The organism is Nonomuraea sp. MTCD27 (assembly GCF_041950495.1).
In the GTDB taxonomy this organism is placed as follows: Bacteria; Actinomycetota; Actinomycetes; order Streptosporangiales; family Streptosporangiaceae; genus Nonomuraea.
Window position 1 is genome coordinate 80,955 of record NZ_JBGNUW010000012.1, and the last position, 26,873, is coordinate 107,827.

Sequence of the window (26,873 nt, forward strand, 5' to 3'; positions counted from 1 at the left end):
GCCATGACTCATTTGTCTGGACATTCTGACCTCGGTTAAGCTGATCAGCATGACCGCGAACCTGGGCATCGACCTGGACCGATCCAGCCCGGTGCCGCTCTATTTCCAGGTGGCCGAGCAGATCGCCGAGGCCATCCGCCGGGGTGATCTCGCGCCCGGCTCGCGGCTGGACAACGAGATCCTGCTGGCCGACAAACTGGGCCTGTCGCGGCCCACGATCCGGCAGGCCATCCAATATCTCGTGGACAAGGGCCTGCTGGTGCGCAAGCGCGGCGTCGGCACGCAGGTGGTGCACGGGCAGGTCAAGCGCTCGGTCGAGCTGACCAGCCTGTACGACGACCTGCGCAGGGCGGGGCAGGAGCCGGCCACGCAGGTGCTGGCCCTGGAGACGCGGCCGGTGGAGGAGGACATCGCCCGGGTCCTGGGCGTGGAGCCCGGCTCCCAGATCCTCTACCTGGAGCGGGTGCGCTTCGCGGCCGGCGAGCCGCTCGCCGTGCTGCACAACTGGCTGCCGCCGGGCCTGGCCCAGCTCAGCGCCGCGGATCTGGAGGGACGCGGCCTGTACGAGCTGCTGCGCGGGGCGGGCGTGCGGATGCGGGTGGCCAACCAGCGCATCGGCGCACGATCCGCCACCCAGGCGGAGGCCCGACTGCTGGAGGAGCGCCGCGGCGCGCCGCTGCTGACGATGATCCGCACCACGTACGACGACCAGGGCCGGGCCGTCGAGCACGGCTCGCACGTCTACCGCGCCTCGCACTACTCCCTCGAGGTCACGCTCATCGAACGCTGAGCCCTCGCCGAACGCCGGGCCGCCCGCCGAACGCTGCGCCTCTCGCCAACGCTGCACCCCTCGCCGAACGCTGCGCGCCCACCGAGCGGGCGGGTGGTCAGCGCTCGCTGTCGAGGTGGGCCATCTGCGCCTCGCCGTAGCGGGTGCCCGCGACGGCGTCCTGCGGGACGGCGGCCTCGATGGCGGCCAGGTCCCGCTCCGTCAGCGTCACGTCGAGCGCGCCCAGCGCCTCGGCCAGCCGCTCCCGGGTGCGCGCGCCGACCAGCGGCACGATGTCCGCGCCCCGCCCGAGCACCCAGGCGATGGCCAGCTGCGCGACCGTGACCCCCTTGGTCTCGGCGAGCGCCCGCAGCGCGTCCACCAGCCCCAGGTTGTGCGCGAGGTTGTCGCCGGAGAAGCGTGGGCTGGTGGCGCGGAAGTCGCCGGCGGCCAGCTCGCGGTCCTTGCGCCAGTGCCCGCTGATCAGCCCCCGGGACAGCACCCCGTACGCGGTCACGGAGATCCCGAGCTCGCGGCAGGCGGGCAGGATCTCCCGCTCGATCCCCCGGGTCAGCAGCGCGTATTCGAGCTGCACGTCCGCGATCGGGTGCACCGCGTGGGCCCGCCGGATGCTCTCGGCGCCGGCCTCGGACAGCCCTATGTGCCGTACGCGCCCCTTCTGCACCTCCTCGGCGATGGCCCCGACCGTCTCCTCGATCGGCACGGCCGGGTCCGCCCGCGCCATCCGGTAGACGTCCACGTAGTCGGTGCCCAGGCGGCGCAGCGTGTAGGCGAGCGAGGTCTTCACGGCCGCGGGGCCGGCCGTCGTAGCCGAGCCAGTTGCCGTCGTAGTCGCGCTGCGCCCCGAACTTCACGCTGATCCGCACCGAGTCGCGCGGCCGGCCGCGCAGCGCCTCGCCGATGAGCAGCTCGTTGTGGCCCATGCCGTAGAAGTCGCCGGTGTCGAGCAGGTTGATGCCGGCGTCGAGCGCGGCGTGGATGGTGGCGATGGACTCGGCCCGGTCGGCCGGCCCGTACATGTCGGACATCCCCATGCAGCCAAGGCCGAGGTCGGACACGGCCGGCCCGCCAGTACCCAAAGTTCTCATACGAGAAGTATGCACCTTGAGATGACAGATTTCAATTTCTGTCATTCCGCGTGAGTCGTTCGGCGTCGGCACGGGAGGCGACCCGTACGAACCTCAGGTGCGCGTTGGCCGGGTCGGCGGCGGCCTCGCGGTAACGGGCGCGGTAGGCCGCGTGGTTGAGCCAGGCGTAGCGGATGATGGACTCGTCCTTGTCGAGCAGGAAGCGGAACGACTCCTTGTTGCCGTTCCACAGCTCGGCGCCGGTCGCCATGCGCCGCAGGGTCCTGTTCAGGAGCCGGCGCATCACGGTGCGCCGGGGCAGGTCGATCCAGACCACGGTGTCGGCGCGCGACCACACCAGATCGCGTACGGCGGAGTAGTTGCCGTCCACCACCCACCCGTCGGCGGCCGTGAACCGCTCGACCTCGGCCCGGAACTCCTCCCGGGGCCGCGGGGTCCAGCCCGGCATGTGGAAGATCGAGTCGAGTTCGAGCCACGGCACGCCCAGCCGCCCGGCCAGCGCCCGGGCCAGCGTGGACTTGCCGGAGCCGGTGTTCCCCACCACGGATACGCGTCGCATCAGGAAAATGTACTCAGCGGCGCAGCGAGGCCACGGCCGCGGCGGCGACGGTGCCGATGACCGCGTTGATCGCGTTCTCGCCGGCGCGGGGGCGGTGGGCGCGGGTGAAGACCGCGGCGGCGTACCGGCGCCCGTCGGGGAACCGGATGACCCCCACCTCGTTGCGCACGACGCCGAACAGCCCGCCGCTCTTGGCCGCGACGCGCACGTCGTCCGGGAACCCCGTCGCCAGCCGGTGCCTGGTGATCTGCTGCCCCATGACCGCGCGCACGTTCGCGCACGCCTCGGCGGGCCCGGCCCGGTCGAGCCAGATCAGCTTCAGTAGCCGGGCCATGTCGCCGGCCGTGGTGCGGATCGAGTGCTCGGGGCGCAGGGCGCGGGAGGCGTGCAGCAACTCGTCAGGGGGCCCGGCGGGGTGGTGGGCCGCCATCAGCTCGCGCCAGGTGGCCAGGCCCACGTCCACGGCGATGGAGTCGAGCAGGCCGCCCAGCGAGTACGGCACCGCGGTGCCCGCCAGCTTCAGCTCCGCCAGCGTCGCGGCCATCCGGTCGAGCCCGACGCGCTCGACGAGCAGGTCGGTGGCCGCGTTGTCGCTGATCGTCAGCATCATCGTGACCAGGTCGCGCACCGACACCTCGGCCTCGTCGGCGAACACCGACATGCCGGTGGGCCCGAGCGTGGTCTCGCCGGGGCGGGCGCGTACGCGCTCGCGCGGGTCCAGCTCCCCCGCCGCCGCCTGCCGGAACACCTCCAGCGCGACGATCACCTTGAACACGGACGCGGCCACGACGGGCTCGTCGCTGCCGGCGTGCACCTCGCCGTCGCCATCGATCTCCATGACGCACAGCCACCCGTCGCATCCCGCACCGGCCAGCAGTTCCCGGATCTCCACGACCACCTCCTTGATCCATTCTGTCGGGGCGACGGATCAGACGAGATCGCCCGTCTCCATGTAGATCTCGCGCACCACCTCCACCTGCGCGGTGAAGCCGTGGCTCCCGGTACGCGACACGCCTGGGAAGAACGACCCCTCCACCATGTCACCCGCCACGAGCCGCCGCCGGGGCATGTCCAGCCGCCCGACCGTCACGGGCACCGGCCGCTCGAAGTCCTCGCCCGGCACGTCCCCGGGCACCTGCGGGCCGGGGCCGGGGCGGACGGTGCCGGGCACGATCCGGACCGCGAGGACCTGGTCGAAGTCGGGACGGGCGGTGATCACGTGCGCCAGGTGCAGCCCGCCGGCCCGGCCGAAGCACACGTACGTCAGCGGCCTTCCGTCGTCGTGACGCCGCCCGGGATCGAGCCGCTCGAAGAGCGCCACCCGCGCGACCCGGGCGGTGACGCCCTCGGCGATCGGGGTGCCGCCGCGCTCGAAGTGCCCCCGGTGGATGGTGCCGGCCACGGCCGTCCTGGCGGGCCCGCCGCCGGCGGCCGGGTCGAGGTCGAGGATGTCGAACGCCTCGGGCACGAAGGTGTGGATGCCGTCGGCCGCCTTGAGGTCGCGGCGCACCATCTCGCGTACGTCGGGGCGGAAGTCGACCTCCATGAGCACCTGGAAGCGGTGGGCCGGGTGCTCGAACATCGGCAGGTGCGAGAAGTACAGGGGATCCTCGCCGAACAGCAGCATCCCGTGGACGTCGAACGTCTCCTTGTGGTGGTCGTGATCGTGCATCTTGGCCTCCGCACTCGTGTGGACAGCCGCCAGTAGAGCGCGGTCCGGTGCCGGACGCCTGAGTAGGCGCTACTCAGTCCGCGAGCGACCGTGCAACCGGCGATCAAGCCGCGTGCAATCCCCCCTGGTTACAACATCTCCGGAAGATCCGGAAATGCGCCTCCTGCGAGGGAGGAGAACTGGGGAGAAAGTCGTGAGCACGGGAATCTGGCTGTCGGTGGCGATCACGGGCGGGACGATGCTGATCCTGGCGTGCGTCGGGTTACCGTTCCTGATCATCGCGCGGAACGGGCAGCGGTTGCTGGCCACCGGCATCCCCGCGCAGGCGGTGGTCGAGTCGATGGGCGACACCGGCATGACGGTGAACGGGCAGCCGGTGGTCGCCTTCGTGCTCGGCGTCCGGCTGGAGGGCGGGCAGGCGTACCGGGTGACGCACCGGCAGTCGCTGCCGCGCATCCCCATGGGCGTGGTGGCACCCGGCGCGGTGGTGCCGGTCAAGGTGGACCCGCAGCGGCACGAGCGGGTCCGCATCGACTGGGCGGCCTGGCGGCCCATGCCCGCGTGACCACGCCCGCGCCCGCATCATCGCAGGTCAACCGGCAGCGACGCCCGCCCTTGTGGCGGGCGTCCGGCGTTTCCGGGCGGCTTGCCCGGCGCCATACCCGCCCGTTCCGGACGGGTTACGTTCCTTTTACGTAAGCCCGTAACCCTTGGCAACACACCTCCCAGACACCTATGGTTCAGTGCAATGCCACACATTACTGGGAAGGTTCATGACGTCTAAGCAGGTCAAGCCGCTGGCCGGCGCCGTACGAACGGCCTCCGGGGCCGTACGACCGGTGCCGGGCGCGCGCATCACCGGTGGTCTGCTCCACCACTGGCAGCGACGCAACAGCACGGCCACAATCCCGCACACCATCGAGCAGCTCCGCGCGGCGGGCAACGTCGCCAACCTGAGCCGCCTCCTGGAGCAGGACCCGGCGCCGTACCGCGGCCGCTACCCCTTCCTGGACACCGACCTGTACAAGACCCTGGAGGGTCTGGCGTACGAGCTCGGTGACGGCGACGCCCCGGAGCCGGTACGGGAGTTCTACGAGGAGGTCGTCGGCCTCCTCGAGCGGGTCCAGGCCGAGGACGGCTACCTCAACTCCTTCTTCCAGGACCCGGCCGCGACCAGGAAGCCGTGGGAGGACCTGGCCTGGGGGCACGAGCTGTACAACCTGGGCCACCTCATCCAGGCCGCCGTCGCCGCCGGGCGCAGGATGGGCGACGACCGGCTGCTGCGCGTGGCCGGCCGCTTCGCGGACCTGGTGGTGGAGCGGTTCGCCGAGGCGGGGGTGTGCGGGCATCCCGAGGTGGAGATGGCGCTGGTCGAGCTGTTCAGGGAGACGGGCGAGCGCGCCTATCTCGACCTGGCCGGCGCGTTCGTGGACCGGCGCGGCGCGGGGCAGCTGAAGCACAGCATCTTCCCCGGCGACTACTTCCAGGACCACCTCCCCTTCCGCGAGCTGCCCTCGGTGACCGGGCACGCGGTGCGCATGGCGTACCTGGCGGCCGGAGCGGCCGACGTGTTCCTGGAGACCGGCGACCGGTCGCTGTTCGAGGCGCTGGAGCGGCTCTGGGACGACATGGTGGCGGCCAAGCTGTACGTCACGGGCGGGCTGGGCAGCCGCCACTCCGACGAGGCGATCGGCGACCGCTACGAGCTGCCGTCCGAGCGGGCCTACAGCGAGACCTGCGCGGCCATCGCCGTCATGCAGTGGGCGTGGCGGATGTTCCTGGCCACCGACGGCGCCAAGTACCTCGACGTGTTCGAGCGCGTGCTCTACAACGCCTACGCCGTGGGCCTGTCGGCGGACGGGAAGGCGTTCTTCTACGACAACCCGCTGCAGCGCCGCCCCGACCACGAGCAGCGCAGCGGCGCCGAGGACGGCGGGGAGCCGCTGCGCCGCGCCTGGTTCGGCTGCCCGTGCTGCCCGCCGAACATCGTGCGCTGGATGGCGCAGCTCGCCGACTACCTGGCGGCCGAGCGGGACGGCGCCCTGCTGGTCGCCTCCTACGCCTCGGCCCGGATCGAGTCGGCGGGGCTGGGCCTGGCGATGGAGACGGCCTACCCGTGGGACGGCGACGTGCGGCTCACGGTCGAGCGCGCGGCGGACGGCCCGTACGCGCTGGTGCTGCGCATCCCGGGCTGGGCGCGCGGCGCCACGGTCACCGTGAACGGCGAGCCGCACGCCGGCGACCCGCAGGACGGCTGGCTGGCCGTCGAGCGCCGCTGGTCGGCGGGCGACGAGGTACGGCTCACCCTGCCGATGCCGGTCCGGGCGCACGGCTCGCACCCCTACCTCGACGCCACCAGGGGCGCGGTCGCCGTGGCCCGCGGCCCGCTGGTCTACTGCGTCGAGCAGCAGGACAGCCCGGCGGCCGCCGTCGACGACCTGGTCGTCGGCGTGCCGGAGATTGTGAACGCGAACATCGAGCGGCGGGACGGGACGGTCGTGCTCGGCGTGACCGCCTGCGCCGCTCCCCCGCCCCCCGCGGAGCTCTACCCGGAGCTGCCGCTGGAGCAGGCGCTCCCGGAGACGACGGTCACCGCGACCTTCGTCCCCTACTTCCTCTGGGGCAACCGCGGCCCCGAAGCCATGCGGGTCTGGGTCAGGACCCCGATGACAACCGGAAAGAAGGCGACATGAGGAGAAAGGCGGCGCTCGCGAGCGTCACCATGACCGCCGCGCTGGCGCTCACCGCGTGCGGAGGAGGCGGCGCCGCCGCACCCGCCACCGGCGGCGGCGGCGCGAGCGGGTCCGCGGCAGAGCCCGCGACGGGCGGTACGGTTCACGTCCTGGCCAATGCGGACTTCTCCCACCTGGACCCGGTACGCGGCTTCGACGGCGGTGTGAATAACTTCTACCGGCTCATCTACCGGGGTCTGACGACGTTCGGCGCGGGGCCGGGTGCCGAGGGCACGAAGATCGTGGCCGACCTGGCGACCGACACGGGCAAACCATCCAACGACGCCAAGACGTGGACGTTCACCCTGAAGGACAACCTGTTCTTCGAGGACGGCACGCCGATCACCAGCGAGGCGGTCAAGTTCGGCTTCTCGCGGGCCTTCGACCCGGAGGCGGGGATCGGCTCGCCGTACGGCAAGCTGCTGCTCGACGCGCCCAAGGACTACAAGGGCCCGTACCTGTCGGGCGACCTCGACACGATCGAGACGCCGGATGACAAGACGGTCGTCATCCACCTCAAGAAGCCGTTCGCCGACTTCCCGAGCGCGCTGGCGCTGGCGAACTTCACCCCGTTCCCCAAGGGCACCGGAGCCGGGGCCGCGTTCGACAGCAAGCCGATCGCGAGCGGGCCGTACAAGGTGGCGAGCTACCAGCGCAACGCCTCGCTCAAGCTGGTGCGCAACCCGCAGTGGAAGCCGGAGACCGACACCGTGCGGACGGCCAGGCCGGACGCGTTCGAGTGGACGTTCGGCCTGGACCCGGCCACGATCGACGAGCGCATGCTGGCCGGGCAGGGCACCGACGCCGACGCGCTCGGCCAGAGCATCCAGGCGGCGACCGTGGCGCGGGTGCAGACGCCGCAGATCAAGGCACGCACCCTGTCCGGGCTCAACGGCTGCACGACCTACATGGGCATGAACACCACCAAGGAGCACCTGAGCGACGTACGGGTGCGCCAGGCGATCAACCACGCGATCAACAAGGACACCGTCGTGGCCGCCATGGGCGGGTCGACGCTGGCGGCCAAGGGCACCTCGATCCAGCCGCCCACGGTCGCGGGCCGGGTGGACTACGACCCGTACCCCTACAACGTCGAGCAGGCCAAGAAGCTGCTGGCCGAGGCGGGCCTGTCGGGCGGGTTCTCGCTGACCCTGGACACGCGGGCGCAGCCGAAGATGGCGGCGGTCTCGGTCGCCATCCAGGAGGCGCTCAAGCAGGTGAACATCGACGTCAAGATCAACAACATCGACACCTCGACGTACTACGAGGTCATCGGCACCCCGGCGAAGCAGAACGACATGGCCGTGACCGGCTGGTGCCCCGACTGGGCCTCCGGCGCGACGTTCCTGCCACCGCTGTTCGACGGCCGCAACATCACCGCCAAGGGCAACTCCAACCTCGCCCAGCTCAACGACAAGGACATCAACGCGAAGATCGACGAGATCGCCGCGATGACCGACGTCGAGCAGGCCAACGCGGCCTACGGCGAGCTGGACAAGCAGATCATGGAGCTGGCTCCGGTCGTGCCGCTGGCCTACGAGAAGCTGATCCTGGTCAACGGCGCCAACATCGCGGGCGCCTACCAGACCGACTCCTACTCCGGCGGCGTGGACCTGGTCTCCGTCGGGCTGGCGAAGCCGACGAAGTAGATGACCGTCGCAGCTCATCCACAGCAGGTGGCGGGCGGCACGCCCGCCACCTCGGGCCGGCGGGTCACGCGCGCGCTGCTGCGTGACCGGGGCGCGGTGGTCAGCGGCGCGTACCTCGCGCTGATCGTCCTGATGGCGATCGGCGCGCCGCTCATCAGCGCGATCACCGGGCACGGCCCCAACGAATTCGACATGGCCGCGGTCGACACCGACCTGGGCGGGGTGCCGCACGGCTCGCTCGGCGGGATCGGCGCCGAGCACCTGCTCGGCGTCGAGCCGCAGAACGGCCGCGACATCCTGGTCCGCATCGCCTACGGCGCCCGCGTCTCACTGATCATCGCGGCCTCGGCCACGGCGCTCACCACGCTGCTCGGCGTGGTGCTGGGCATGCTGGCCGGGTTCTACCAGGGCTGGGTGGACCAGGTGATCTGCCGGGTCATGGACTTCCTGATGGCCTTCCCCGCGCTCATCTTCATGATCGCCGTCCTGTCCGCGCTGCCGCAGGGCAACCGGCCGGTGCTGCTGGTCGCGGTGATCAGCGTGTTCGGCTGGCCGTACCTGGCGCGGGTGGTGCGCGGGCAGACGCTGACGCTGGTCAACCGGGAGTTCGTGGAGGCCGCGCGGGCCTCCGGCGCCTCCACGGGAGCGCTGGTGTTCAAGGAGGTCCTGCCGAACCTGCGCAGCTCCCTCATCGTGATGACCACCCTCGCCGTGCCCGGGTACGTCGGGACCGAGGCGGGCCTGTCGTTCCTGGGCGTCGGCGTGACCCCGCCCACCCCGTCGTGGGGTCAGATGATCTCCAGTTCGGTCGGCTGGTACGCCGTCGATCCGATGTACTTCGCGATCCCCGGCGCGTTCCTGTTCCTCACGGTGCTGTCGCTGACGGTGCTCGGCGACCGGATCCGGGCGGCCTTCGACGCGGGGGAGGCGTCATGATGGCCCGTTACGTGGCCGGCCGGCTCGCCGGCGTCGTGGTGATCCTGTTCCTGGTGTGCCTGTTCACGTTCCTGCTGTTCTTCACGATCCAGCCGGACCCGGCGGTCATGATCTGCGGGAAGACCTGCACGCCCGAGCGCATCGAGCAGATCCGCGACGTGCTGGGCCTGAACCAGCCGTTCCTGACGCAGTTCTTCGGCTTCCTCGGCGGCATCTTCGCCGGGCGCGACTACGGCCACGGCGCGAACCTGGTCCACTGCGCCGCGCCGTGCCTGGGCTACAGCTTCCAGACCAACCAGTCCGTGATGGAGATGGTGGTGGAGCGGCTGCCGGTCAGCGCCACGGTGGCGATCGGCGCGGCGGTGCTGTGGCTGCTCGTCGGGATCCTCGCGGGGCTGCTCAGCGCGGTCAAGGAGGGCACCTGGTGGGACCGGACCGCGATGGGGCTGGCCCTGGGCGGCTCCAGCATCCCCAACTACGTGCTGGCGCTGGCGCTGCAGTACGTGCTGGTGGTGCGGCTCCAGGTGCTGCCGTTCCCGCAGGCGGTGGCGTTCGGGGACGACCCGGTGGTGTGGTTCCAGTCGTACCTGATGCCGTGGATCGTGCTGGCCACCGGCTACGCCTGCCTCTACGCCCGGCTCACCCGCGCCAACGTGATCGACACCCTGGCGGAGAACTTCATGCGCACGGCCAGGTCCAAGGGTCTGAGCCCGGGGCTGACCATGCGCAGGCACGCGCTGCGGCCGGCGCTGACGCCGATCGCGACGATCTTCGGCATGGACTTCGCCGCGCTGCTCGGCGGCGCGCTGATCACCGAGACGGTGTTCGGGCTGAACGGGGTGGGCAAGATGGCCGCCGACTCCATCGCCAAGAACGACCAGCCGGTGATCATGGCGGTGACGCTGCTGGCGGCGTTCTTCGTGGTGGTCGGCAACGTGGTGGTGGACCTCGTCTACACGAGGCTGGACCCGAGAGTGAGGATCACGGCCCGATGAGCGAACTGCTTGTGGTGGAGGACCTCACCGTCACCTTCCCGACCACGCGTGGCCCGGTGGAGGTGGTCAGGAATGTGTCCTTCACCGTCGGCCGGGACGAGACCGTCGGCATCGTCGGCGAGTCCGGGTCCGGCAAGTCGATGACCAGCCTGGCGATCATGGGTCTGCTGCCCAAGGGCGCGCGGGCCAGCGGCAGCATCCGGCTGGACGGCGCGGAGCTGCTCGGCCGGCCGGACCGGGAGCTGCGGCGGCTGCGCGGTGACCAGATGTCGATGATCTTCCAGGATCCGCTGTCGTCGCTGAACCCGTACTACACGGTGGGGCTGCAGATCGAGGAGATGTACCGCGCGCACCGCGACCGCTCCCGCAGGGCGGCGCGGCAGGTCGCGATCGAGGCCCTCGAACAGGTGGGCCTGCCGGAGCCGGAGCGGCGGATCGACTACTACCCGCACCAGTTCTCCGGCGGGCAGCGGCAGCGCATCATGATCGCGATGGCGCTGGTGTGCGGGCCCGAGCTGCTGATCGCCGACGAGCCGACCACGGCGCTGGACGTCACCGTGCAGGCGCAGATCCTGCGCCTGCTGGCCGACCTGCGGCGGCAGAGCGGCACCGGGATGGTGTTCATCACCCACGACCTGGCCGTGATCAGCTCGATCGCGACCCGCGTGCTGGTGATGCGGCGGGGCGAGCAGGTCGAGTACGGCACCGCCGAGCAGATCTTCGCCGAGCCCCGGCACGAGTACACCCGGATGTTGCTGGAGAGCATCCCCCGCATCGACGACGAGGTGAACGCATGACGCTGTTGCGGGCCGAGGGCCTGACCAAGCGGTTCGTCTCCCGCGGGCCCCTCGGGACCAAGGCCGCGTTCACCGCCGTGGACCAGGTGAGCTTCGAGGTGCGGCTGGGCGAGACGCTGGCCGTGGTCGGCGAGTCCGGCAGCGGCAAGTCGACCACCGCCCGCATGATCGCCAAGCTGACGGACCCGACCGAGGGCACCCTCGAGTTCGAGGGCGAGGACGTCACCGACGCCAAGGGGGCCGCGCTGGCCCGCTTCCGGAGCAACGTCCAGGTCGTCTTCCAGGACCCGTTCTCCTCGCTCAACCCCCGCCACACGGTGGAGCGGATCCTCATGGCGCCGCTGGTCTACCAGGGCATCGCGCCCAACGGCAGCCGCCGGGCGCACGCCAAGGAGCTGATGGAGCGGGTCGGGCTGAACCCCGACCACTCGCTGCGCTACCCCGCGCAGTTCTCCGGCGGGCAGGCGCAGCGCATCGGGATCGCCCGCGCGCTGGCCGTCAACCCCAAGCTGGTGATCTGCGACGAGGCCGTCTCGGCGCTGGACGTGTCGGTGCAGGCACAGGTGATCGAGCTGCTGCGGCGGCTGCAGCGCGAGAGCGGCTTCAGCTACGTGTTCATCGCCCACGACCTGGCGGTGGTGCGGCAGATCGCGCAGCGGGTCGCGGTCATGAGCAAGGGGCGGATCGTCGAGCTCGGCTCCACGGAGCAGGTGTTCGGCGATCCCCGGGACGAGTACACGCGCACGCTGCTCGCGGCCATCCCCCGGATCAACCCGGAGTGGGACCGCCGCAGGAGGGAGAGGTCTTGATCACCGCGACTTACACGATCCCCGGCATGCGGGTGCGCGACCACGTCGAGCGGGTGCCGCTCGACTGGGCCGACCCCGAGGCGACCATCACGGTGTTCGCCCGCGAGCTGGTCGACCCGGCGCGCGACGGCGAGGACCTGCCCTGCCTGCTCTACCTCCAGGGCGGGCCGGGCGGCAAGGGCCCGCGGCCGGTCGGCACGTCGGGCTGGCTGGGCCGGGCGCTGGAGAGTTACCGGGTGGTCCTGCTGGACCAGCGGGGCACGGGCCGCAGCTCCCGCATCGACGGCCGGGTGATGAGCGCGCTCGGCGCCGAGGAGGGCGCCGGCTACCTGGCCCGCTTCCGCGCCGACTCGATCGTGGCCGACGCCGAGCACCTGCGCAGGACGGTGTTCGGCGGGCGGCGCTGGTCGACGCTGGGGCAGAGCTACGGCGGCTTCCTGACGCTGACGTACCTGTCGAACGCGCCCGAGGGGCTGAGCGCCTGCTACGTGGCGGGCGGCCTGCCGTCGCTGGACCCGGACGCCGCGGAGGTCTACCGGCGCACCTATCCGCGGGTGGCGGCCAAGAACGCCGAGTTCTACCGCCGCTACCCGCACCACGTGGAGACGACGGCGCGGCTGGCCGACCGGCTGGCCGAGGGCGACGTGCTGCTGCCCGACGGGGACACCCTCACCGTGCGGCGGCTGCAGTCGCTGGGCATCGACTTCGGCATGAAGCCGGGCTACGAGCGCATGCACTGGCTGCTGGACGAATCGCCGGAACTGCCGGAGACGTTCCTGCACCAGGTGCTGGCCCGCTCCTCCTACGCCGACAACCCGCTGTTCGCCGCGCTGCAGGAGAGCATCTACGGCTCCGGCCCCGGCGCCACCGCGTGGGCGGCGCAGCGCGAGCGCGCCCGGCACCCCGCCTTCGCCGAGGACGCCCGGCCGCTGCTGTTCACCGGGGAGATGATCTACCCCTGGATGTTCGAGGAGATCCGCGCGCTGCGCCCGTTCCGCGGCGCGGTCGAGCTGCTCGCCGAGCGGGACGGCTGGCCGCCGCTGTACGACCTGGACCGGCTGGCGGCCAATGAGGTGCCGGTCGCCGCCGCCGTCTACTTCGACGACATGTACGTCGACTCGGGCCTGCAACTGAACACCGCCGCCAGGGTCGGCAACACCCAGGCCTGGGTCACCAACGAGTACGAGCACGACGGCATCGGCGAGGAACGTGTCTTCGCCAGGCTCACCCAGCTCGTACGCGACATAGGAGGAGGAATCACCGGTGAGTGACGGCAGGCTGCCCAGGCTGTCCGAGATCCCCGCGTTCGCCGAGTACATCGCCCAGGGCTGGGACTCCCCCGCCCGCGAGCCGGGCCTGGTGCCCGGGGCCGCCGAGGCCGCCGCCGGCCACCGGGCCAGGCTCGCCGCCGCCCTGCCCGGCCGCACGGTGGTCGTGGCGGCCGGCCGGGCTCCCGTACGCAGCAACGACACCGCCTACGACTTCCGCGTGGACAGCGACTTCTACTGGCTGACCGGCTGCGCGGCCGAGAACGCGGTGGCCGTGGTCAGGGACGGCGCGGCCACCCTGTACCTGCCGCCGCCCGCCCGCCCCGGCGACACCGGCTTCTACGCCGACGCCGCCTACGGCGAGCTGTGGGTGGGCCCGTCTCCCTCGCTCGCCGAGTGGTCGGCCGCCCTCGGGGTCGAGGTGCTGCCGCTGCCGGACTACCCGGGCCCGCCGGACGGCGCCCTGGTCACCGACTCCTCGCAACAGGTGCGGCAGGTGCTGGCCGAGCTGCGCATGATCAAGGACGAGTGGGAGGTCGGGCAGCTGCGCGAGGCCGTGGACCGCACGGTCGAGGGCTTCGCCGCGGTGCTGGCCGAGGTCCCGGCCGCGATGGCGGGCGGCGGCGAGCGCTGGCTGCAGGGCACGTTCGACCGGTACGCCAGGACGTACGGCAACGGCCCCGGCTACGCCTCCATCGTGGGCAGCGGCCCGCACGCCCCCACCCTGCACTGGGTGCGCTGCGACGGCCCCGTCCTGGACGGCGAGCTGCTGCTGCTCGACATGGGCGTGGAGACCCGCAGCCACTACACCGCCGACGTCACCCGCACCTTCCCCGCCTCGGGCGCCTTCTCGCCCGCCCAGCGGCAGGTGCACGACCTGGTGGAGCGGGCGCACCGGGCGGGGCTGGCGCAGGTGGCGCCGGGCCGGCCGTTCACCGCCTTCCACCACGCGGCCATGGAGGTCATCGCGCGCGGCCTGCACGACTGGGGGCTGCTGCCGGTGTCGGTGGACGAGGCCCTGTCGGAGACCGGCCAGCACCACCGCCGCTACCTGATCTGCGGCATCGGCCACCACCTCGGCCTGGACGTGCACGACTGCGCGCAGTCGAGCCACGAGGCCTACCAGGGCGCCCGGATGGCGCCGGGCATGGTGCTGACCGTCGAGCCCGGCCTGTACTTCCACGCCCACGACCGCACGGTCCCGCCGGAGCTGCGCGGGATCGGCGCGCGCATCGAGGACGACCTGCTGGTGACGGCGGACGGCGCGGAGATCCTGTCCGCCGCGCTGCCCATCGACGCGAGCGGGCTGGAGAACTGGAACAAGGAGAACGTATGACCCGCCCCGTGTGGCACGGCGTGCATGTCGCGACCGCGCTGCCCTTCCACGACGACCTGTCCGTCGACTACGACGGCTACGCCGAGCACGTGCGCTTCCTGGCCGAGGGCGGCTGCGACGGCGTCTGCCCGAACGGCTCGCTCGGCGAGTACCAGACGCTGACCGACGAGGAGCGGGCCCGCGTGGTGCGCACCGCGGTCGAGGCCGCGCCGGAGGGCTTCCACGTCATGCCGGGCGTGGCCGCGTACGGCGCCGCCGAGTCCCGGCGGTGGGCCGAGCAGGCGGCCGAGGCGGGCGCCTCGTCGGTGCTGCTGCTGCCGCCGAACGCCTACCGCGCCGACCGCCGGGCCGTCGTGGGCCACTACCGGGAGGTCGCCAGGGCGGGGCTGCCGGTCGTGGCCTACAACAACCCGATCGACACGAAGGTGGATCTGACGCCCGACCTGCTCGCCGAGCTGCACCAGGAGGGGCTGATCGTCGGGGTCAAGGAGTTCAGCGGGGACGTGCGCAGGGCGTACGAGATCGCCGAGCTGGCGCCCGGGCTGGACCTGCTGGTCGGCTCGGACGACGTGCTGCTGGAGCTGGGCATCGCCGGCGCGGTCGGCTGGATCGCCGGGTACCCGAACATGATCCCCCGGGCCACGGTGGAGCTCTACCACCTGGCCGTGGCCGGCGACGTGGCCAAGGCCCTGCCCCTCTACCGGGACCTGCACCCGCTGCTGCGGTGGGACTCCAAGACGGAGTTCGTGCAGTCGATCAAGCTGTCGATGGACCTGGCCGGGCGCAAGGGCGGCGCCTGCCGCCCGCCGCGCACCGCCCTCACCCCCGAGACGGCGGCCAGGATCACCCGCGACACCGAAGCGGTCCTGGCCAAGGGCTACCGCTAACCCAAAGAGCCCCTCGGAGTGAGCTCCCGTCACCCCCGCCTTCCCCTTCAAAAGGACCCCGCCGGAGTACGGCGGGGCGGGAGGCGGCGGGCGGTCAGCCGGCGCCGTACCGGGCGTGGGTGGCGGCCGCGGTCAGCGCCGCCGCCCGCGCCGCCTCGGTCGGCGTGAACGGCAGCTCGGGCCGTCTGATGAGCAGGGCGCGGTCGGGGTTGACGGAGATGACCATGGTGGTGTTGAGCTCGGCGCCCTCGTCCACGGTGTCGCCGGGCCGCCGCCACTCCACCCGCGGGACGCGCAGCAGCTCGGCCATGGCCTCCGGCAGCCGGTCGGGGTCGGCGCTGACCCGCTGCGCCAGCACCAGCGCCTGCACGCCGGGGTCGGTGAGGTCCTTGACCTGCGCGGGCACGATCACGACGTCGTGCCCGCCCGCCTCGGCCAGCGCGCGTGCCAGCACACCGAGCGCCAGGTCGCGCGGCGCCTCGATGACGAACTCGTCGAGCGCGTCGCACCCGGCCGGCGTAATGGCGCTGCTGCCGGTCGGGGCGATGTGCAGCGCCAGTATGTTGCAGCCCAGCCGGCCGAACGCGCCCGCCACGTTGGCGAGCCTGCCGGGCCGCTCCACCACGCGCATGCGGATGCGCCACAACGCCATGGGCTGCCCGGCGCCGTCGTCCACGGGCAGCGGCGCCGCGCCCCGCCGGGGGCGGTGGCCGAGCCGTTTGTGGATCGCGGCTCCGGCGATCAACGCCACGCCCAGCCCGACCAGGACGACGGGGCCCGGATCATCGTGCCCGAGCAGGGTCGCGAGCAGGTGCGCCAGGCCGACCGCGAGGAACAGGGCGGCAAGCTCGGCCAGTTCCCGCCGCCAGGAGCGGCCGTGCCCGGTACGTGGGTGAATTACCTTCGGTGCATCGCTCATGACCCCCAGTCTGCGTGCACCGTGTTACCTGATCATGGGTGTCGCGGTTGCGGCGGCATTAAACCGGATTCACCACTTGGCCCGAAATCAGCCGCCGCTTTACGGTCCGCCAACCTCAGGAGACCTTGGCGGAGGAGGCCGTCCAGGTGTTGCACGCCGCCGGTGAGGAGGCGCGGAATCCCTTGACGAGCCAGGCGGCGATGTTGCGGCCCTTGCCGTGGTCGCGGACCTTCGACTGCTCGTCACCGCTCTCCCGGATGATGTCGAGCAGGTACTCCCAGTCCTCGTCCGTACGGTCGAGGGAGTCCCAGACGCTGCCCATGAAGACGCCCGCGAGGCACTCGGCCTGCAGCTCGTTGCGGCGGGTCTGCTCGTTCAGCTCGCTCTTGCCGTCGTAGGGGTAGCGGTCGTAGGCGCGGGCCATGCCGGTGATGCGCTGCACGTGATGCCCGTACTCGTGGGCGGCCAGCCTGAAGAGCCACAGGTCCGAGGGGTCCTCGAGGACGTCGCGGTTCAGCAGGACGATGAAGCGCTTCTCGGCGTCGCAGTACATCGCCTGGGCCTCGCCCCAGGAGGATCCGCAGTAGCGGCGCGGCTTGGTGATGAAGCCGATCCTGGCCTTGGCGAACGGCAGGCCGGCGCGCTTGAAGTGAGCGCCCCAGATGGTGTTGAGACAACCCAGCACGGACGTCAGGTAGCGCTTGGCCATGGCGGCGTCGTCCGGCTCGACCTCACGCTCCTGGCACTGGCTCGGCTGGAGCTTGCCGGTGCCGTACAGCTTGTTCGCGGTCAGGACGCGGTCCTTGATGGGGTACGCGGCGGCGTGGGCGGTGTTCGCCGGTAAGAGCAGGGTGATCAGGAGGCCGGCGAGAAGGGTGGAAAAACGCATGATCGGCATCATAGAGGGAGCCGTTCGCGGGTTCTGTGCCCGGCGGAACAGGGCCGCGGCGGGCGTCGGCGCCGCATCGTGAACGGGGGGTGAATTCTGCCGTACGGTCGCCTTTCCACCCGCGCGCGGCCCACATTGTCCCTTCCATAATTCCAGTCATGGGGGTTATTTCAGGAAACGGGGTTCAATGAAGCGATGGATCGGCGTCATTCTGGCCGCGGTTCTGGTCGGGGTGGCGGTGGTCGCGATCGTGACCGGGAATCGGGGGGAGCCGGAGGCGGCCCTCGTACGGGGTGTCATCGGGTCGGAGAAGAAGCCGTTCTTCGACGACCCGCGCGTCAAGGCGGCCTTCGCCAAGCACGGCCTGCGCGTCGAGGTGGACACCGCCGGGTCCCGGCAGATCGTCACCGACGTGGACCTGAGCCGCTACGCCTTCGCCTTCCCCTCCAGCGTCCCGGCCGCCGAGCGGATCAAGCGGGACCGGGGGGCGACGACCACGTACTCGCCGTTCTACTCGCCGATGGCGGTGGCCACGTTCGAGCCGATCGCGGCACTGCTGGCGAAGGCGGGCGTGCTCAGCGATTCCGGCAAAGGCCACCAAACCTTCGACATAAAGAAATATCTCGAACTAGTGGCTAAAGGCACTAGATGGGACGAAATTCCGGATAATTCGGATTATCGGGCACGGAAGCGGGTGTTGCTTACCACGACCGACATCCGTACCTCCAACTCCGCCGCCATGTACCTGTCCGCGATCGGCTACGTGGCCAACGGCGAGGACGTCATCAGCTCCGACGCCCAGATCGCCGAGATCGCGCCCCTCGTCGCGCCGGCCGTGCTCGACCAGGGCTTCTCTGAGTCCACCAGCGAGGCGTCGTTCGACGACTACCTGGCGCTGGGCGCCGGCAAGACGCCGATGCTGGTCGTCTACGAGGCCCAGTATCTCGCCCACGTCTTCGCCGCCGACGGCGCGATCAAGCCCGAGATGCGGCTGGTCTACCCGTCGCCGACCGTGCTCAGCAAGCACACGCTGGTCCCCCTGTCGGGTCCCGGCTCCCGGGTCGGCGAGCTGCTCACCCAGGACCCCGAGCTGCAGTCCCTGGCCGCCGCGTACGGCTTCCGCACCACCGACCCGCGGGCGTTCGCCGGCCTGGTCGCCAAGACGAAGGCGCCGGCCGCCGCCGACCTGGTGGACGTGGTCGAGCCGCCCACCTGGGAGCGGCTGGACCGGCTCATCACCACCATCGACTCCGCCCGGCCCTAGCAAGGGAGATACCGCACGTGTCCGATCTGGTGCTCACGCCGCCCGCGCCGGTCACCCCGGTACCGGCCGAGACGGCGGCCACCATGCTGCCGATGGCCGACGAGCGCGCGGCCGAGCTGACCGCCAAGGCGAGGGAGTTCGCCGGGGAGCTGAGCGGGTTCGACCCGCGCTCGCCCGAGTTCTCCCGCAAGGTGCACGACATCTCCTCGATGGGCGACACCGAGATCAGGTCCGCCTCGCAGGTGGCCAACCGCATGCTCAAGCGCCCGGTCGCGGCGCTGGACGCGGCCCGGGGCGAGGGCGCCGACGCCCAGGCCAAGGTGGCCGGCGGGCTGGTGGCCCTGCGCCGTACCGTCGTGGACCTGGACCCCAAGCAGGCGGCCGGCGGGCCGCGCAAGCTGCTCGGGCTCATCCCGTTCGGCGACCGGCTGCGCGACTACTTCGCCAAGTTCCACTCCGCGCAGAAACACCTCGACGACATCATCCGCGCGCTCAAGTCCGGCCAGGACGAGCTGCTGCGCGACAACGCCGCCATCGAGGGCGAGAAGGCCAACCTCTGGGAGAGCATGACGCGGCTGCAGGAGTACGCGGTCATGGCCCAGGCGATGGACGCCGCCCTGGAGGAGCAGATCGTGGTGGCGAGCGAGGAGCGGGCCACGGCGCTGCGCTCCGACGCGCTGTTCACCGTCCGCCAGAAGCACCAGGACCTGCTCACCCAGCTCGCCGTCTCCGCCCAGGGCTACCTGGCCCTCGACCTCGTACGCAAGAACAATCTCGAGCTCAGCAAGGGCGTGGACCGGGCCACCACGACGACGGTCTCGGCGCTGCGCACGGCGGTGACCGTCGCCCAGGCCCTGGCGAACCAGAAGCTCGTGCTCGACCAGATCACCGCGCTCAACGCCACGACCGGCGACCTCATCCTGGCCACCAGCGAGATGCTGCGCACCCAGGCCGGCGCGATCCAGAACCAGGCCGCCGCCACGACCGTGGACCTGGACACGCTGCGCCAGGCCTTCGACAACGTCTACGCCACGATGGACCTGATCGACTCCTTCCGCGCCAAGGCCGTGGACAACATGGCCGCCACGGTCGACAGCCTGTCGTCGGAGCTCGAACACGCCAGGACGTACCTGGAGCGCGCCAAGGAGACGGACCGATGAGAGCACGCCCGGCGCGCTGGGCGGCGGCGCTCGTCCCCGCGCTCCTCCTGGCGGCGGCCTGCGCCCCCGGCGGCGACCCGGCCGACGGCCCCGACGTCCTGCGCGTCCTGGCCGGCAGCGAGATCAAGGACCTCGAGCCCCTCCTCAAGCGGGCCGAGTCCGAGGCCGGGGTCCGCGTGAAGCTCACCTACACCGGCACCCTCGACGGCGCCGAACAGGTCGCGAGCGGCCGCGCCGACGGCGGCCTGGACGCCACCTGGTTCTCCTCCAACCGCTACCTGTCACTCATCGAGGGAGCCCAGAACAAGCTGTCCACCCAGACCAAGATCATGGTCTCGCCGGTGGTGCTCGGCCTGAAGCCCGCCAAGGCGCGCGAGCTCGGCTGGGAGGCCAAGCCCGTCTCCTGGTCCGACATCGCGGCGGCGGCCAGGGACGGCCGGTTCAGCTTCGGCATGACCAACCCCGCCTCCTCCAACTCCGGCTTCTCCGCCCTCGTCGGAGTGGCCGCGGCGCTGTCGGACGCGGACGGGGCGCTCAGCGCCGGCCAGGTCACCTCCGTCACGCCCCGGCTGAAGGAGTTCTTCTCCGCGCAGCGGCTGACGGCCGGCTCGTCGGGCTGGCTGGCCGACGCCTACGCCCGCGACCCCCGCGTGGACGGCATGGTGAACTACGAGTCGGTGCTCCTGGGCGCGCGCGAGCCGCTCACGCTCGTCCACCCGGCCGACGGCGTGGTCAGCGCCGACTACCCGCTCACCCTGCTGGCCTCCGCCCCGGAGGGCAAGAAGGCCCTGTACGGCAAGCTCGCCGCCTGGCTGCGCACCCCCGCCGTGCAGAAGGAGATCATGACCGGCACGCACCGCCGGCCCATCGTCAACGGCGTGCCGCTGGACCCGCGCTTCGGCTCGGCCCAGCTCATCGAGCTGCCCTTCCCCAACCGGCGCAGCACCGCCGACGAGCTGATCTCCACCTACCTCAACCAGATGCGCGTCCCGGCCGAGGCCAGGTTCGTGCTGGACACGTCCGGCTCGATGCGGGGCGACCGGATCGACGCGCTGCGCCAGGCCCTGGTGGCGCTGACCGGCGCCGACACCTCCGCCTCCGGCGCCTTCTCCCGCTTCCGCAACCGCGAGACCGTCACGATGATCCCGTTCAGCGGCACGACGAGGCAGCCGGTCCCGTTCACCGTCCCCGAACGCGACCCCGCGCCCGTCCTCGCCGAGATCAAGCAGTTCGCCGAGGGGCTGGACGCGGCCGGCGGCACGGCGATCTACGACAGCCTCAGGGCGGCCTACGACCGGCCGCTCACGCCCGGCCACTACACCTCGATCGTGCTCATGACCGACGGCGAGAACACCGACGGCTCCGACTACGCCGCGTTCGAGGCCCACTACCGCTCCCTGCCGGAGGAGCGCCGCCGGCCGCCGACGTTCGTGGTGCTGTTCGGGGAGAGCGACGTCGAGGAGATGCGCCAGGTGGCCGAGCTGACCGGCGGCGCCGTGTTCGACGCCCGCACGACCTCGCTGACCGGCGCGTTCAAGGAGATCCGTGGCTACCAGTGAGCGGATCCTGCGCTACCTGGGCTCGACCAGGAACATCGCCGGCTCCAGCCTGGCGCTGCTCGGCCTGCTGGGCCACTTCCTGGGGCTGACCGGCACGTTCTGGCCGGTGGTCGTGCTCGCGCTGTACGGGGCGGGCGCGCTGCTCGCCCCGCCCGAACGGGTCCGCCTGACCATCTCCCACGCCGAGGTCGAGACGCGGGCGCTGCGCGCCGACCTGGACGGGCTGCTGCGGCGCATCGACCGGCGCTTCCCCGAGGACGTGCACGCCGCCGTGCACGGGCTGGCCGAGGTCATCGGCGGCGTGCTGGCCAGGGCCGAGCAGCTCACCGCCTCCCCCGACCAGCTCCACGTGGTCTCGCAGACCATCCGCCGCTACCTGCCCGCCAGCCTGGAGGCGTACGCGAACCTGCCCCGCCGCTACGCCCTCACCCGGGGGACCGGGCGGGAGCGCAGCGCCCACGAGGAACTGCTGGCCCAGCTCGCGCTGCTCGACGCCCAGATGGGCAAGGTCGCCGAGGCGATCCACCGGGGCGACGAGCAGGCGCTGCGCGACCAGGGCCGGTTCCTGCGCGACCGGTTCGGCGGCTCCGACCTCGACCTCGGCTGACCGGCCCAGGCATCCGGCGCTACACCCTCTCCAGCTCCACCAGCAGCGCGGACGCCGGCCGCAGCGCCGGGGCGGGCAGCCCCAGCTCACCCAGCACGGAGCCGGGCAGCCGCACCGGGGCCCCGTCCGCCGGCACGGCCCACGCCGGCAGCGCCGCCCGCTCGGGGGCCGGGCCCGCGACGCGCACCTCGTACACGGCGTCCGGGTCGAGCCCCGGCAGCCGCAGCGGGCCGGGCACGAGGTCGGTCCGCGAGGTGAGCTGGACGTACGCGTACACCGCCCGCTCCGGCAGCACCACCCCGTGCAGCAGCGCCGACGGGTCCGGATGGTCGGCGCGCACCACCCGCCCCGCGTGCAGCAGCGGGCGCAGCCGCTTGTGCAGCGCGATCCACGTGGCCAGCTCCTCCAGCTCGGCCTGGCTCGCCGAGGTCAGGTCCCACTCCACGCCCATGTGCCCGAACAGCGCGGTGGCGGCGCGGAAGGCCAGCGGCAGCGACCGGCCGGTGACGTGGTCGTGCGGCGCGCCGACGTGGCAGCCCAGCCGCTCCGGCGGCACCAGCAGCCCGGTCCAGCGCTGGATCGCCTGCCGGTCGAGGGCGTCGTTGCTGTCGGAGGTCCACACCCGGTCGGTGCGCGCCAGGATGCCGAAGTCGACGCGCGCGCCGCCCGACGAGCACGACTCGATCTCCAGCCGGGGGTGGCGGGCGCGCAGCTCGTCCAGCAGCCGGTACGTGGCCAGCGTCTGCGCGTGCACACCCGCCACCCCGGCGTGCACCGGCTCGGCGATGTCGCGGTTGTGATCCCACTTGATGTAGTCGAGCGCGTACTCGCCGACCAGCGCGTCCAGCCGTTCGAGCAGGTACGCGTACGCCTCCGGCCGGGCCAGGTCGAGCACCTGCTGGTGGCGCTGCGGCGGCGGCATGCGCTCCGCCCGCCCCAGGATCCAGTCGGGATGCTCGCGGGCCAGGTCGGAGTCCGGGTTGACCATCTCGGGCTCGAACCACAGGCCGAACTGCATGCCCAGCTTGCGCACCCGATCGGCCAGCGGGTGCAGGCCGTCCGGCCACACGCCCTCGTCCACGTACCAGTCGCCCAGGCCCGCCCGGTCGTGGCGGCGGTGGCGGAACCAGCCGTCGTCCAGCACGAACCGCTCGATCCCGGCCGCCGCCGCCCTGTCGGCCAGCTCCAGCAGCCGGTCGAGGCCGTGGTCGAAGTAGGTGGCCTCCCAGTTGTTCAGCGTGACCGGGCGTACCGGGAGGGGACGGGCCCGCAGGTGATCGTGCAGGCGGGCGCCGGCGTCGTCCAGCCCGGCGCCGGACCAGGTGAAGTACACCCACGGCGTGCGGTAGCTCTCCCCCTCCCCCAGCACGACCTCGCCCGGCTCCAGCAGCTCGCCCGCCGCCAGCAGTGACACGCCCTCGGGCAGCCGCTCGGCGTAGTGCACGTGGTCGCCGCTCCAGCCCGCGTGCACCGCCCACACCTCGCCGCCGCGGAAGCCGAACCCCTCCGTCCCCGCCACCAGCAGCCCGGTGCCGTCGTGCCCGGTGCGGCCCCGCCGGTTCTCCCTCGACCACACCCCGTGCCGGAACCGCGCGCGCTGCGGCACCTTCTCCAGCGCCCACCGGCCGGTGAAGTCCAGCAGCTCCGCGGCCCGCCCCGGCACCGGCAGCGCGCACACCAGCCCGTCCACCCGGTACGGCGAGGCGGCCGTGTTCGTCACCGCGTGCCGCATCCGCACCAGGCCGCCGCCGTCCATGACCAGCTCGCACACCAGCCCGAGGCCCGCCCTGGCGTCGGAGGCGGTGATGGTCACCGTGCCGCCGGAGCCGGACACGGTGTCGGCGTCCAGCCGGTCCAGGCTCCACCGGACCGGCCACTGGTCGCCGTCCCGGCCACCCGACAGGCCCGGCCGGCCGTACCAGGAGTCCCCCTGGGCGGGCAGCAGCGGCGGCGCGGGAGAGGCCAGCGCGGGCAGCAGCGCGGCACCGGACACGGGCCCGAGCGCCGCGCCGAAGTGCCGCACCCGCGGCAGGCCCCACTGCGGATCGGGATCGTCGAGCACCAGCGCGGCGCCCGCCGCTGAGAGGATCACGGGAGACAAGTCGGGCTCCTATCTCGGGGGCAGGCGCGGCCCGGCGCCTGTAACGGCTTCAGCGCTACGACGCTACCGTCCCCGGTCCCGCGCGCTCACGACGAGGCCCCTCCGGCGGCGGGTGCCGGAGGGGCCGTGGGGAGTGGCCGTCAGACGGAGATCCGTCGTTCCAGCCGCGGAAGGTGAGGTTGCGCACGATCACGTTGGCGGCCTCGGAGATGTTGAACCCGCAACCGCTGATCGTCGCGCCCGAGTTGCCCAGCACGGTCTTGTTGGAGGCCACGCGCAGCATGCCCGAGCAGGAGATCGTGCCCGACACCCGGATCACCGCGGCGCTGCCGGACGACAGCGCGCTGGTCAGGGCCGAGGCGCTGGTGACGGTGACCGGCGAGGCGCCGCCGCCGCCGCTGGTGCCGCCGCCCTGGGTGGCCCAGCCGACCAGCCCGGTCGGGTTGCCGGGCGGAGGCGCCGGTGCAGCTCTCCTGCTGTACGGCCTTGCCCGCGAAGATGCTGGCGTCCCTGACGCCGGTGCGGCGGCCGCCGACGACGCCACCGCGACGCCGGCCACCGTGGTGCCGGACAGGGCGACGGCGACGCCCGCGACGAGGGCGGCTGTTCTGCGGTTGATTCTCTCTCGCACGATTCCGCCCCGTTCGCGGATGTGCGGAACCACTCTCACCTGCGAACTTCCACCCATCGCAACGCATCGGACACAGCCGGCAAGCGCTCCCCGGCTGGCCTAAATCCCGGCGATCGATTAGGTTAGCCTCGCCTAACTACGATCGGAGTATTCGGGGATGACCGAGCCTTTTCGCATGTTCGACGTACGGGTGGACCGGCTCGAACGGCTCAGCCCGTCGTTCCTGCGGGTGACCTTCACCGGCGACGACCTGCACCTGTTCGCAGACAACGGTTTCGACCAGCGGCTCAAGCTCATCCTTCCGCTCCCCGAGCACGGCCTGGCCCACCTGCCGACCGGCCCGGACTGGTTCATGCGGTGGCGGGCGCTCGACGACGACAAGCGCAACCCGATGCGTACCTACACCGCTCGCCTCGTCCGCCCCGAGGCCGCCGAGGTCGACGTGGACGTGGTCATGCACCCGGACGGCGGCCCGGTCGCCCGCTGGGCCGAACGCGTGCGGCCCGGCGACCTCGCCGCCCTGTTCGGCCCGGACGCCCGCTACGAGGGCCGCCACGGCGGCCTGGAGTTCCACCCGCCCGCCGGCACGGGCTGCGTGCTCATCGCCGGGGACGAGACCGCCGTGCCCGCCATCTGCTCCGTCCTGGAGCGCCTGCCCGCCGACCTGGCCGGGGAGGTGCTGATGGAGGTGCCCTGCGAGGACGACTTCCTGCCGGTGGAGACGGCCGCCTCGGTCAAGGTGACCTGGCTGGCCAGGAACGGCGGCGAACGCGGCGCCGGCCTCGTCCCCGCCGTCCGCGCCGCCGCCGGCCGCCTCCTGCCGCCGCTGCCCGTCCCGGACACCTTCGACGACGTGGACGTCGACACGGACGAGCTGTGGGAGGTGCCGCAGGAGACCACGGACTACGGGCCGCTGTACGCGTGGCTGGCCGGCGAGGCGGCCGTCATCAAGACCCTGCGGCGGCACCTGGTGGCCGAGCGCGGCATGGACCGGCGCTCGGTGGCCTTCATGGGCTACTGGCGCCACGGCCGCTCGGAGCACAACGAGTAACCACCCTGCCGCCGGCCCGGCTCCCCTCCGCGCATTCGCGCCCTTCGGAAGCCGCGACACCGGCCGGCACGGCCCACCGGACCGTCGCCGCCGGCACAGCCGGGACGGCCAGCACAGCCCGGCGGCCGACGCAGCCCCCCGGCGGCCGGCGCGTCAGTGCGGCTCGGAGGCGTCCTCGGCCGTGTCGCGCGCCTCCGGCTCGCCATCCGCCGACCCGCGCGGCGCCGGTGAGCCACCGGCCGCCCGGGGTGCGGCCGGGGTGCCGAGTGCGGCCCGCAGTTCGGCGGGGGTGGGTGGCTTCGTCCAGGTCAGGCCGGGGCCGCCGGCGGCGATCAGCGCGGGGACGACCTCGCGCAGCAGCGCCCCCGCATCGGCGTCCGGCTGCCGCTCGCGGGCCTCCCGGTAGAGGTCGAGCACCCTCCCCAGGTCCAGCATCAGCGTGTTGGCCTCGCCCTTCGCCCGCTCCGGCGCGGGCGGCTCCGGAGCTCCGGCGGCGGCGTCCTTGCTCACCGTCTTGAGCGGCGTGCCGTTGACGTGCGACAGCACGCCCTCGGCGGCCGGGCCCGCGCCCGGGACGGCGACGTGCAACGCTCCAATGCCCGCCTCGCCCGACCGCTCCCCGCCGCTCCCACCGCCAGCGCCGCCGACGACCTCGCCGACCGCGGCGGCGAAGGCGGCGGCGTCCATGCCGTCCACCTCACCCTCCAGCCACCCCGGCCGCAGGTGCAGCACCCCCGGCCGCTCGGCCGACGCGAGCTGGTCCATCAGGGTCGCGACGGTCCCCTGCGGGTCGTGCATCGCGGCGTCCCCCCGGGCCGCGAAGGCGTCCGCGAGCAGGTGCAGCGAGATCAGCCGAGGCGGCTCGTACGTCGTCAGCACCCCCTCCTCCGCGTCCACCCGCAACGCGCCACCGGCCTCGTGGTAGGCCCGCAGGCCCTCCAGGAACGCCGCCTCCGCCTCCGGCCCCAGCAGGAACTCCCAGCCCCACTTCCGCTCCGCCTCGAACCTGCCGGAGTCGCCTCCGCCCACCGGATCCCGGCGGAGCCACCAGACCAGCGCACCGACCACGGCGGCGGCCAGCACCACGACCACGACTGCGACTAACACGATGTGTTCGCTTTCCCCTCGTAATGACCCCGTGTGATGACAGGGCTAGCAGCGTAGTGTGATCAAC

At 72.2% G+C, this 26,873-nt stretch carries 25 protein-coding genes and 1 pseudogene; 16 read left to right on the forward strand and 10 right to left on the reverse strand.

The features are described from left to right. The first annotated feature begins 49 nt into the window (after positions 1–49). Positions 50–790 (forward strand): GntR family transcriptional regulator, encoded by a 741-nt coding sequence (locus tag ACBJ59_RS32000; protein ID WP_364131444.1) that lies wholly within the window; start codon positions 50–52, stop codon positions 788–790. Between the two features lie 97 nt (positions 791–887). On the opposite strand, the gene ACBJ59_RS32005 is transcribed toward ACBJ59_RS32000, so the two are convergent. From ACBJ59_RS32005 to ACBJ59_RS32025, 5 genes and pseudogenes are all read right to left on the reverse strand, one after another. Beyond that, a complete protein-coding gene (locus ACBJ59_RS32005) occupies positions 888–1,577 on the reverse strand; it encodes an aldo/keto reductase (RefSeq protein ID WP_375113939.1) in 690 nt (229 codons plus the stop codon). Positions 1,578–1,668: 91 nt separating this feature from the next. Beyond that, a pseudogene (locus tag ACBJ59_RS32010) lies at positions 1,669–1,923 on the reverse strand (aldo/keto reductase); the annotation flags it as partial. Beyond that, positions 1,910–2,437 carry a hypothetical protein gene (locus ACBJ59_RS32015; RefSeq protein ID WP_375113940.1) on the reverse strand — a complete coding sequence of 176 codons (528 nt, stop codon included), beginning with the start codon at positions 2,435–2,437 and terminating at the stop codon, positions 1,910–1,912. The gene ACBJ59_RS32015 and the pseudogene ACBJ59_RS32010, both read right to left, overlap by 14 nt. 13 nt (positions 2,438–2,450) lie before the next feature. Further along, a complete protein-coding gene (locus tag ACBJ59_RS32020; protein ID WP_375113941.1) occupies positions 2,451–3,329 on the reverse strand; it encodes a serine hydrolase in 879 nt (292 codons plus the stop codon). 36 nt (positions 3,330–3,365) lie between these two features. Beyond that, positions 3,366–4,109 carry a hypothetical protein gene (locus ACBJ59_RS32025; RefSeq protein WP_375113942.1) on the reverse strand — a complete coding sequence of 248 codons (744 nt, stop codon included), beginning with the start codon at positions 4,107–4,109 and terminating at the stop codon, positions 3,366–3,368. 193 nt (positions 4,110–4,302) lie between these two features. Here ACBJ59_RS32025 and ACBJ59_RS32030 point away from each other — a divergent pair, with 193 nt between their 5' ends. The 10 genes from ACBJ59_RS32030 to ACBJ59_RS32075 all read left to right on the forward strand — a co-directional run bounded on the left by ACBJ59_RS32030 (position 4,303) and on the right by ACBJ59_RS32075 (position 15,518). Then, complete coding sequence (locus tag ACBJ59_RS32030; protein ID WP_364131459.1) at positions 4,303–4,674, forward strand: hypothetical protein; 372 nt, start codon at positions 4,303–4,305, stop codon at positions 4,672–4,674. A 208-nt stretch (positions 4,675–4,882) separates the two neighbouring features. Next, entirely contained in the window at positions 4,883–6,802 is a 1,920-nt protein-coding gene (locus tag ACBJ59_RS32035) for a glycoside hydrolase family 127 protein (RefSeq protein ID WP_375113943.1), read from the forward strand. After that, positions 6,799–8,490, forward strand: coding sequence for an ABC transporter substrate-binding protein (locus ACBJ59_RS32040; protein WP_375113944.1), 1,692 nt, complete (start codon positions 6,799–6,801; stop codon positions 8,488–8,490). Before ACBJ59_RS32035 ends, ACBJ59_RS32040 begins: the two co-directional genes overlap by 4 nt. Beyond that, positions 8,491–9,426, forward strand: a complete 936-nt coding sequence (locus tag ACBJ59_RS32045) for an ABC transporter permease (protein ID WP_375113945.1) — start codon at positions 8,491–8,493, stop codon at positions 9,424–9,426. Then, the gene (locus tag ACBJ59_RS32050; RefSeq protein ID WP_375113946.1) at positions 9,423–10,421 is read left to right on the forward strand and encodes an ABC transporter permease; all 999 of its coding nucleotides are present in this window, start codon (positions 9,423–9,425) and stop codon (positions 10,419–10,421) included. Before ACBJ59_RS32045 ends, ACBJ59_RS32050 begins: the two co-directional genes overlap by 4 nt. Beyond that, complete coding sequence (locus tag ACBJ59_RS32055; RefSeq protein ID WP_375113947.1) at positions 10,418–11,218, forward strand: ABC transporter ATP-binding protein; 801 nt, start codon at positions 10,418–10,420, stop codon at positions 11,216–11,218. The genes ACBJ59_RS32050 and ACBJ59_RS32055 overlap by 4 nt, the downstream gene beginning before the upstream one ends. Beyond that, entirely contained in the window at positions 11,215–12,027 is an 813-nt protein-coding gene (locus tag ACBJ59_RS32060) for an ATP-binding cassette domain-containing protein (protein ID WP_375113948.1), read from the forward strand. Before ACBJ59_RS32055 ends, ACBJ59_RS32060 begins: the two co-directional genes overlap by 4 nt. Next, entirely contained in the window at positions 12,024–13,298 is a 1,275-nt protein-coding gene (locus ACBJ59_RS32065; RefSeq protein WP_375113949.1) for an alpha/beta fold hydrolase, read from the forward strand. The genes ACBJ59_RS32060 and ACBJ59_RS32065 overlap by 4 nt, the downstream gene beginning before the upstream one ends. Continuing rightward, entirely contained in the window at positions 13,291–14,631 is a 1,341-nt protein-coding gene (locus ACBJ59_RS32070; protein ID WP_375113950.1) for an aminopeptidase P family protein, read from the forward strand. The genes ACBJ59_RS32065 and ACBJ59_RS32070 overlap by 8 nt, the downstream gene beginning before the upstream one ends. Further along, positions 14,628–15,518, forward strand: coding sequence for a dihydrodipicolinate synthase family protein (locus tag ACBJ59_RS32075; RefSeq protein ID WP_375113951.1), 891 nt, complete (start codon positions 14,628–14,630; stop codon positions 15,516–15,518). The genes ACBJ59_RS32070 and ACBJ59_RS32075 overlap by 4 nt, the downstream gene beginning before the upstream one ends. 94 nt (positions 15,519–15,612) lie before the next feature. Here ACBJ59_RS32075 and ACBJ59_RS32080 read toward each other — a convergent pair whose 3' ends face one another. After that, positions 15,613–16,437, reverse strand: a complete 825-nt coding sequence (locus tag ACBJ59_RS32080; RefSeq protein ID WP_375113952.1) for an ACT domain-containing protein — start codon at positions 16,435–16,437, stop codon at positions 15,613–15,615. Positions 16,438–16,552: 115 nt separating this feature from the next. After that, a complete protein-coding gene (locus tag ACBJ59_RS32085; protein ID WP_375113953.1) occupies positions 16,553–17,326 on the reverse strand; it encodes a neutral zinc metallopeptidase in 774 nt (257 codons plus the stop codon). Between the two features lie 187 nt (positions 17,327–17,513). On the opposite strand from ACBJ59_RS32085, the gene ACBJ59_RS32090 reads away from it, so the two are divergent. Genes ACBJ59_RS32090 through ACBJ59_RS32105 form a run of 4 tightly spaced genes read left to right on the forward strand, consistent with a single transcriptional unit; the run spans position 17,514 to position 21,916 of the window. Continuing rightward, positions 17,514–18,590 (forward strand): hypothetical protein, encoded by a 1,077-nt coding sequence (locus ACBJ59_RS32090; RefSeq protein WP_375113954.1) that lies wholly within the window; start codon positions 17,514–17,516, stop codon positions 18,588–18,590. Between the two features lie 17 nt (positions 18,591–18,607). Next, complete coding sequence (locus ACBJ59_RS32095; protein WP_375113955.1) at positions 18,608–19,750, forward strand: toxic anion resistance protein; 1,143 nt, start codon at positions 18,608–18,610, stop codon at positions 19,748–19,750. After that, positions 19,747–21,309 carry a substrate-binding domain-containing protein gene (locus tag ACBJ59_RS32100; RefSeq protein ID WP_375113956.1) on the forward strand — a complete coding sequence of 521 codons (1,563 nt, stop codon included), beginning with the start codon at positions 19,747–19,749 and terminating at the stop codon, positions 21,307–21,309. Before ACBJ59_RS32095 ends, ACBJ59_RS32100 begins: the two co-directional genes overlap by 4 nt. After that, positions 21,296–21,916 carry a hypothetical protein gene (locus ACBJ59_RS32105; protein ID WP_375113957.1) on the forward strand — a complete coding sequence of 207 codons (621 nt, stop codon included), beginning with the start codon at positions 21,296–21,298 and terminating at the stop codon, positions 21,914–21,916. Before ACBJ59_RS32100 ends, ACBJ59_RS32105 begins: the two co-directional genes overlap by 14 nt. A gap of 19 nt (positions 21,917–21,935) precedes the next feature. On the opposite strand, the gene ACBJ59_RS32110 is transcribed toward ACBJ59_RS32105, so the two are convergent. Together ACBJ59_RS32110 and ACBJ59_RS32115 are read right to left on the reverse strand one after the other, a co-directional pair. Continuing rightward, the gene (locus ACBJ59_RS32110; protein ID WP_375113958.1) at positions 21,936–24,017 is read right to left on the reverse strand and encodes an alpha-galactosidase; all 2,082 of its coding nucleotides are present in this window, start codon (positions 24,015–24,017) and stop codon (positions 21,936–21,938) included. Between the two features lie 55 nt (positions 24,018–24,072). Then, the gene (locus ACBJ59_RS32115) at positions 24,073–24,648 is read right to left on the reverse strand and encodes a hypothetical protein (protein ID WP_375113959.1); all 576 of its coding nucleotides are present in this window, start codon (positions 24,646–24,648) and stop codon (positions 24,073–24,075) included. Positions 24,649–24,805: 157 nt separating this feature from the next. On the opposite strand from ACBJ59_RS32115, the gene ACBJ59_RS32120 reads away from it, so the two are divergent. Then, positions 24,806–25,699, forward strand: coding sequence for a siderophore-interacting protein (locus ACBJ59_RS32120; RefSeq protein WP_375113960.1), 894 nt, complete (start codon positions 24,806–24,808; stop codon positions 25,697–25,699). A 153-nt stretch (positions 25,700–25,852) separates the two neighbouring features. Here the strand turns inward: ACBJ59_RS32120 and ACBJ59_RS32125 are convergent, their stop codons facing one another. Then, a complete protein-coding gene (locus tag ACBJ59_RS32125) occupies positions 25,853–26,806 on the reverse strand; it encodes a hypothetical protein (RefSeq protein ID WP_375113961.1) in 954 nt (317 codons plus the stop codon). Positions 26,807–26,873 lie beyond the last annotated feature (67 nt).

Excerpts from the sequence above, each read along its gene's own strand:
- ACBJ59_RS32000 (WP_364131444.1), top strand. The coding sequence starts at position 50 with ATGACCGCGAACCTGGGCATCGACCTGGACCGATCCAGCCCGGTGCCG.
- ACBJ59_RS32015 (WP_375113940.1), bottom strand. The coding sequence starts at position 2,437 with ATGCGACGCGTATCCGTGGTGGGGAACACCGGCTCCGGCAAGTCCACG.
- ACBJ59_RS32025 (WP_375113942.1), bottom strand. The coding sequence starts at position 4,109 with ATGCACGATCACGACCACCACAAGGAGACGTTCGACGTCCACGGGATG.
- ACBJ59_RS32035 (WP_375113943.1), top strand. The coding sequence starts at position 4,883 with ATGACGTCTAAGCAGGTCAAGCCGCTGGCCGGCGCCGTACGAACGGCC.
- ACBJ59_RS32040 (WP_375113944.1), top strand. The coding sequence starts at position 6,799 with ATGAGGAGAAAGGCGGCGCTCGCGAGCGTCACCATGACCGCCGCGCTG.
- ACBJ59_RS32045 (WP_375113945.1), top strand. The coding sequence starts at position 8,491 with ATGACCGTCGCAGCTCATCCACAGCAGGTGGCGGGCGGCACGCCCGCC.
- ACBJ59_RS32050 (WP_375113946.1), top strand. The coding sequence starts at position 9,423 with ATGATGGCCCGTTACGTGGCCGGCCGGCTCGCCGGCGTCGTGGTGATC.
- ACBJ59_RS32055 (WP_375113947.1), top strand. The coding sequence starts at position 10,418 with ATGAGCGAACTGCTTGTGGTGGAGGACCTCACCGTCACCTTCCCGACC.
- ACBJ59_RS32060 (WP_375113948.1), top strand. The coding sequence starts at position 11,215 with ATGACGCTGTTGCGGGCCGAGGGCCTGACCAAGCGGTTCGTCTCCCGC.
- ACBJ59_RS32075 (WP_375113951.1), top strand. The coding sequence starts at position 14,628 with ATGACCCGCCCCGTGTGGCACGGCGTGCATGTCGCGACCGCGCTGCCC.
- ACBJ59_RS32080 (WP_375113952.1), bottom strand. The coding sequence starts at position 16,437 with ATGAGCGATGCACCGAAGGTAATTCACCCACGTACCGGGCACGGCCGC.
- ACBJ59_RS32085 (WP_375113953.1), bottom strand. The coding sequence starts at position 17,326 with ATGCGTTTTTCCACCCTTCTCGCCGGCCTCCTGATCACCCTGCTCTTA.
- ACBJ59_RS32090 (WP_375113954.1), top strand. The coding sequence starts at position 17,514 with ATGAAGCGATGGATCGGCGTCATTCTGGCCGCGGTTCTGGTCGGGGTG.
- ACBJ59_RS32100 (WP_375113956.1), top strand. The coding sequence starts at position 19,747 with ATGAGAGCACGCCCGGCGCGCTGGGCGGCGGCGCTCGTCCCCGCGCTC.
- ACBJ59_RS32120 (WP_375113960.1), top strand. The coding sequence starts at position 24,806 with ATGACCGAGCCTTTTCGCATGTTCGACGTACGGGTGGACCGGCTCGAA.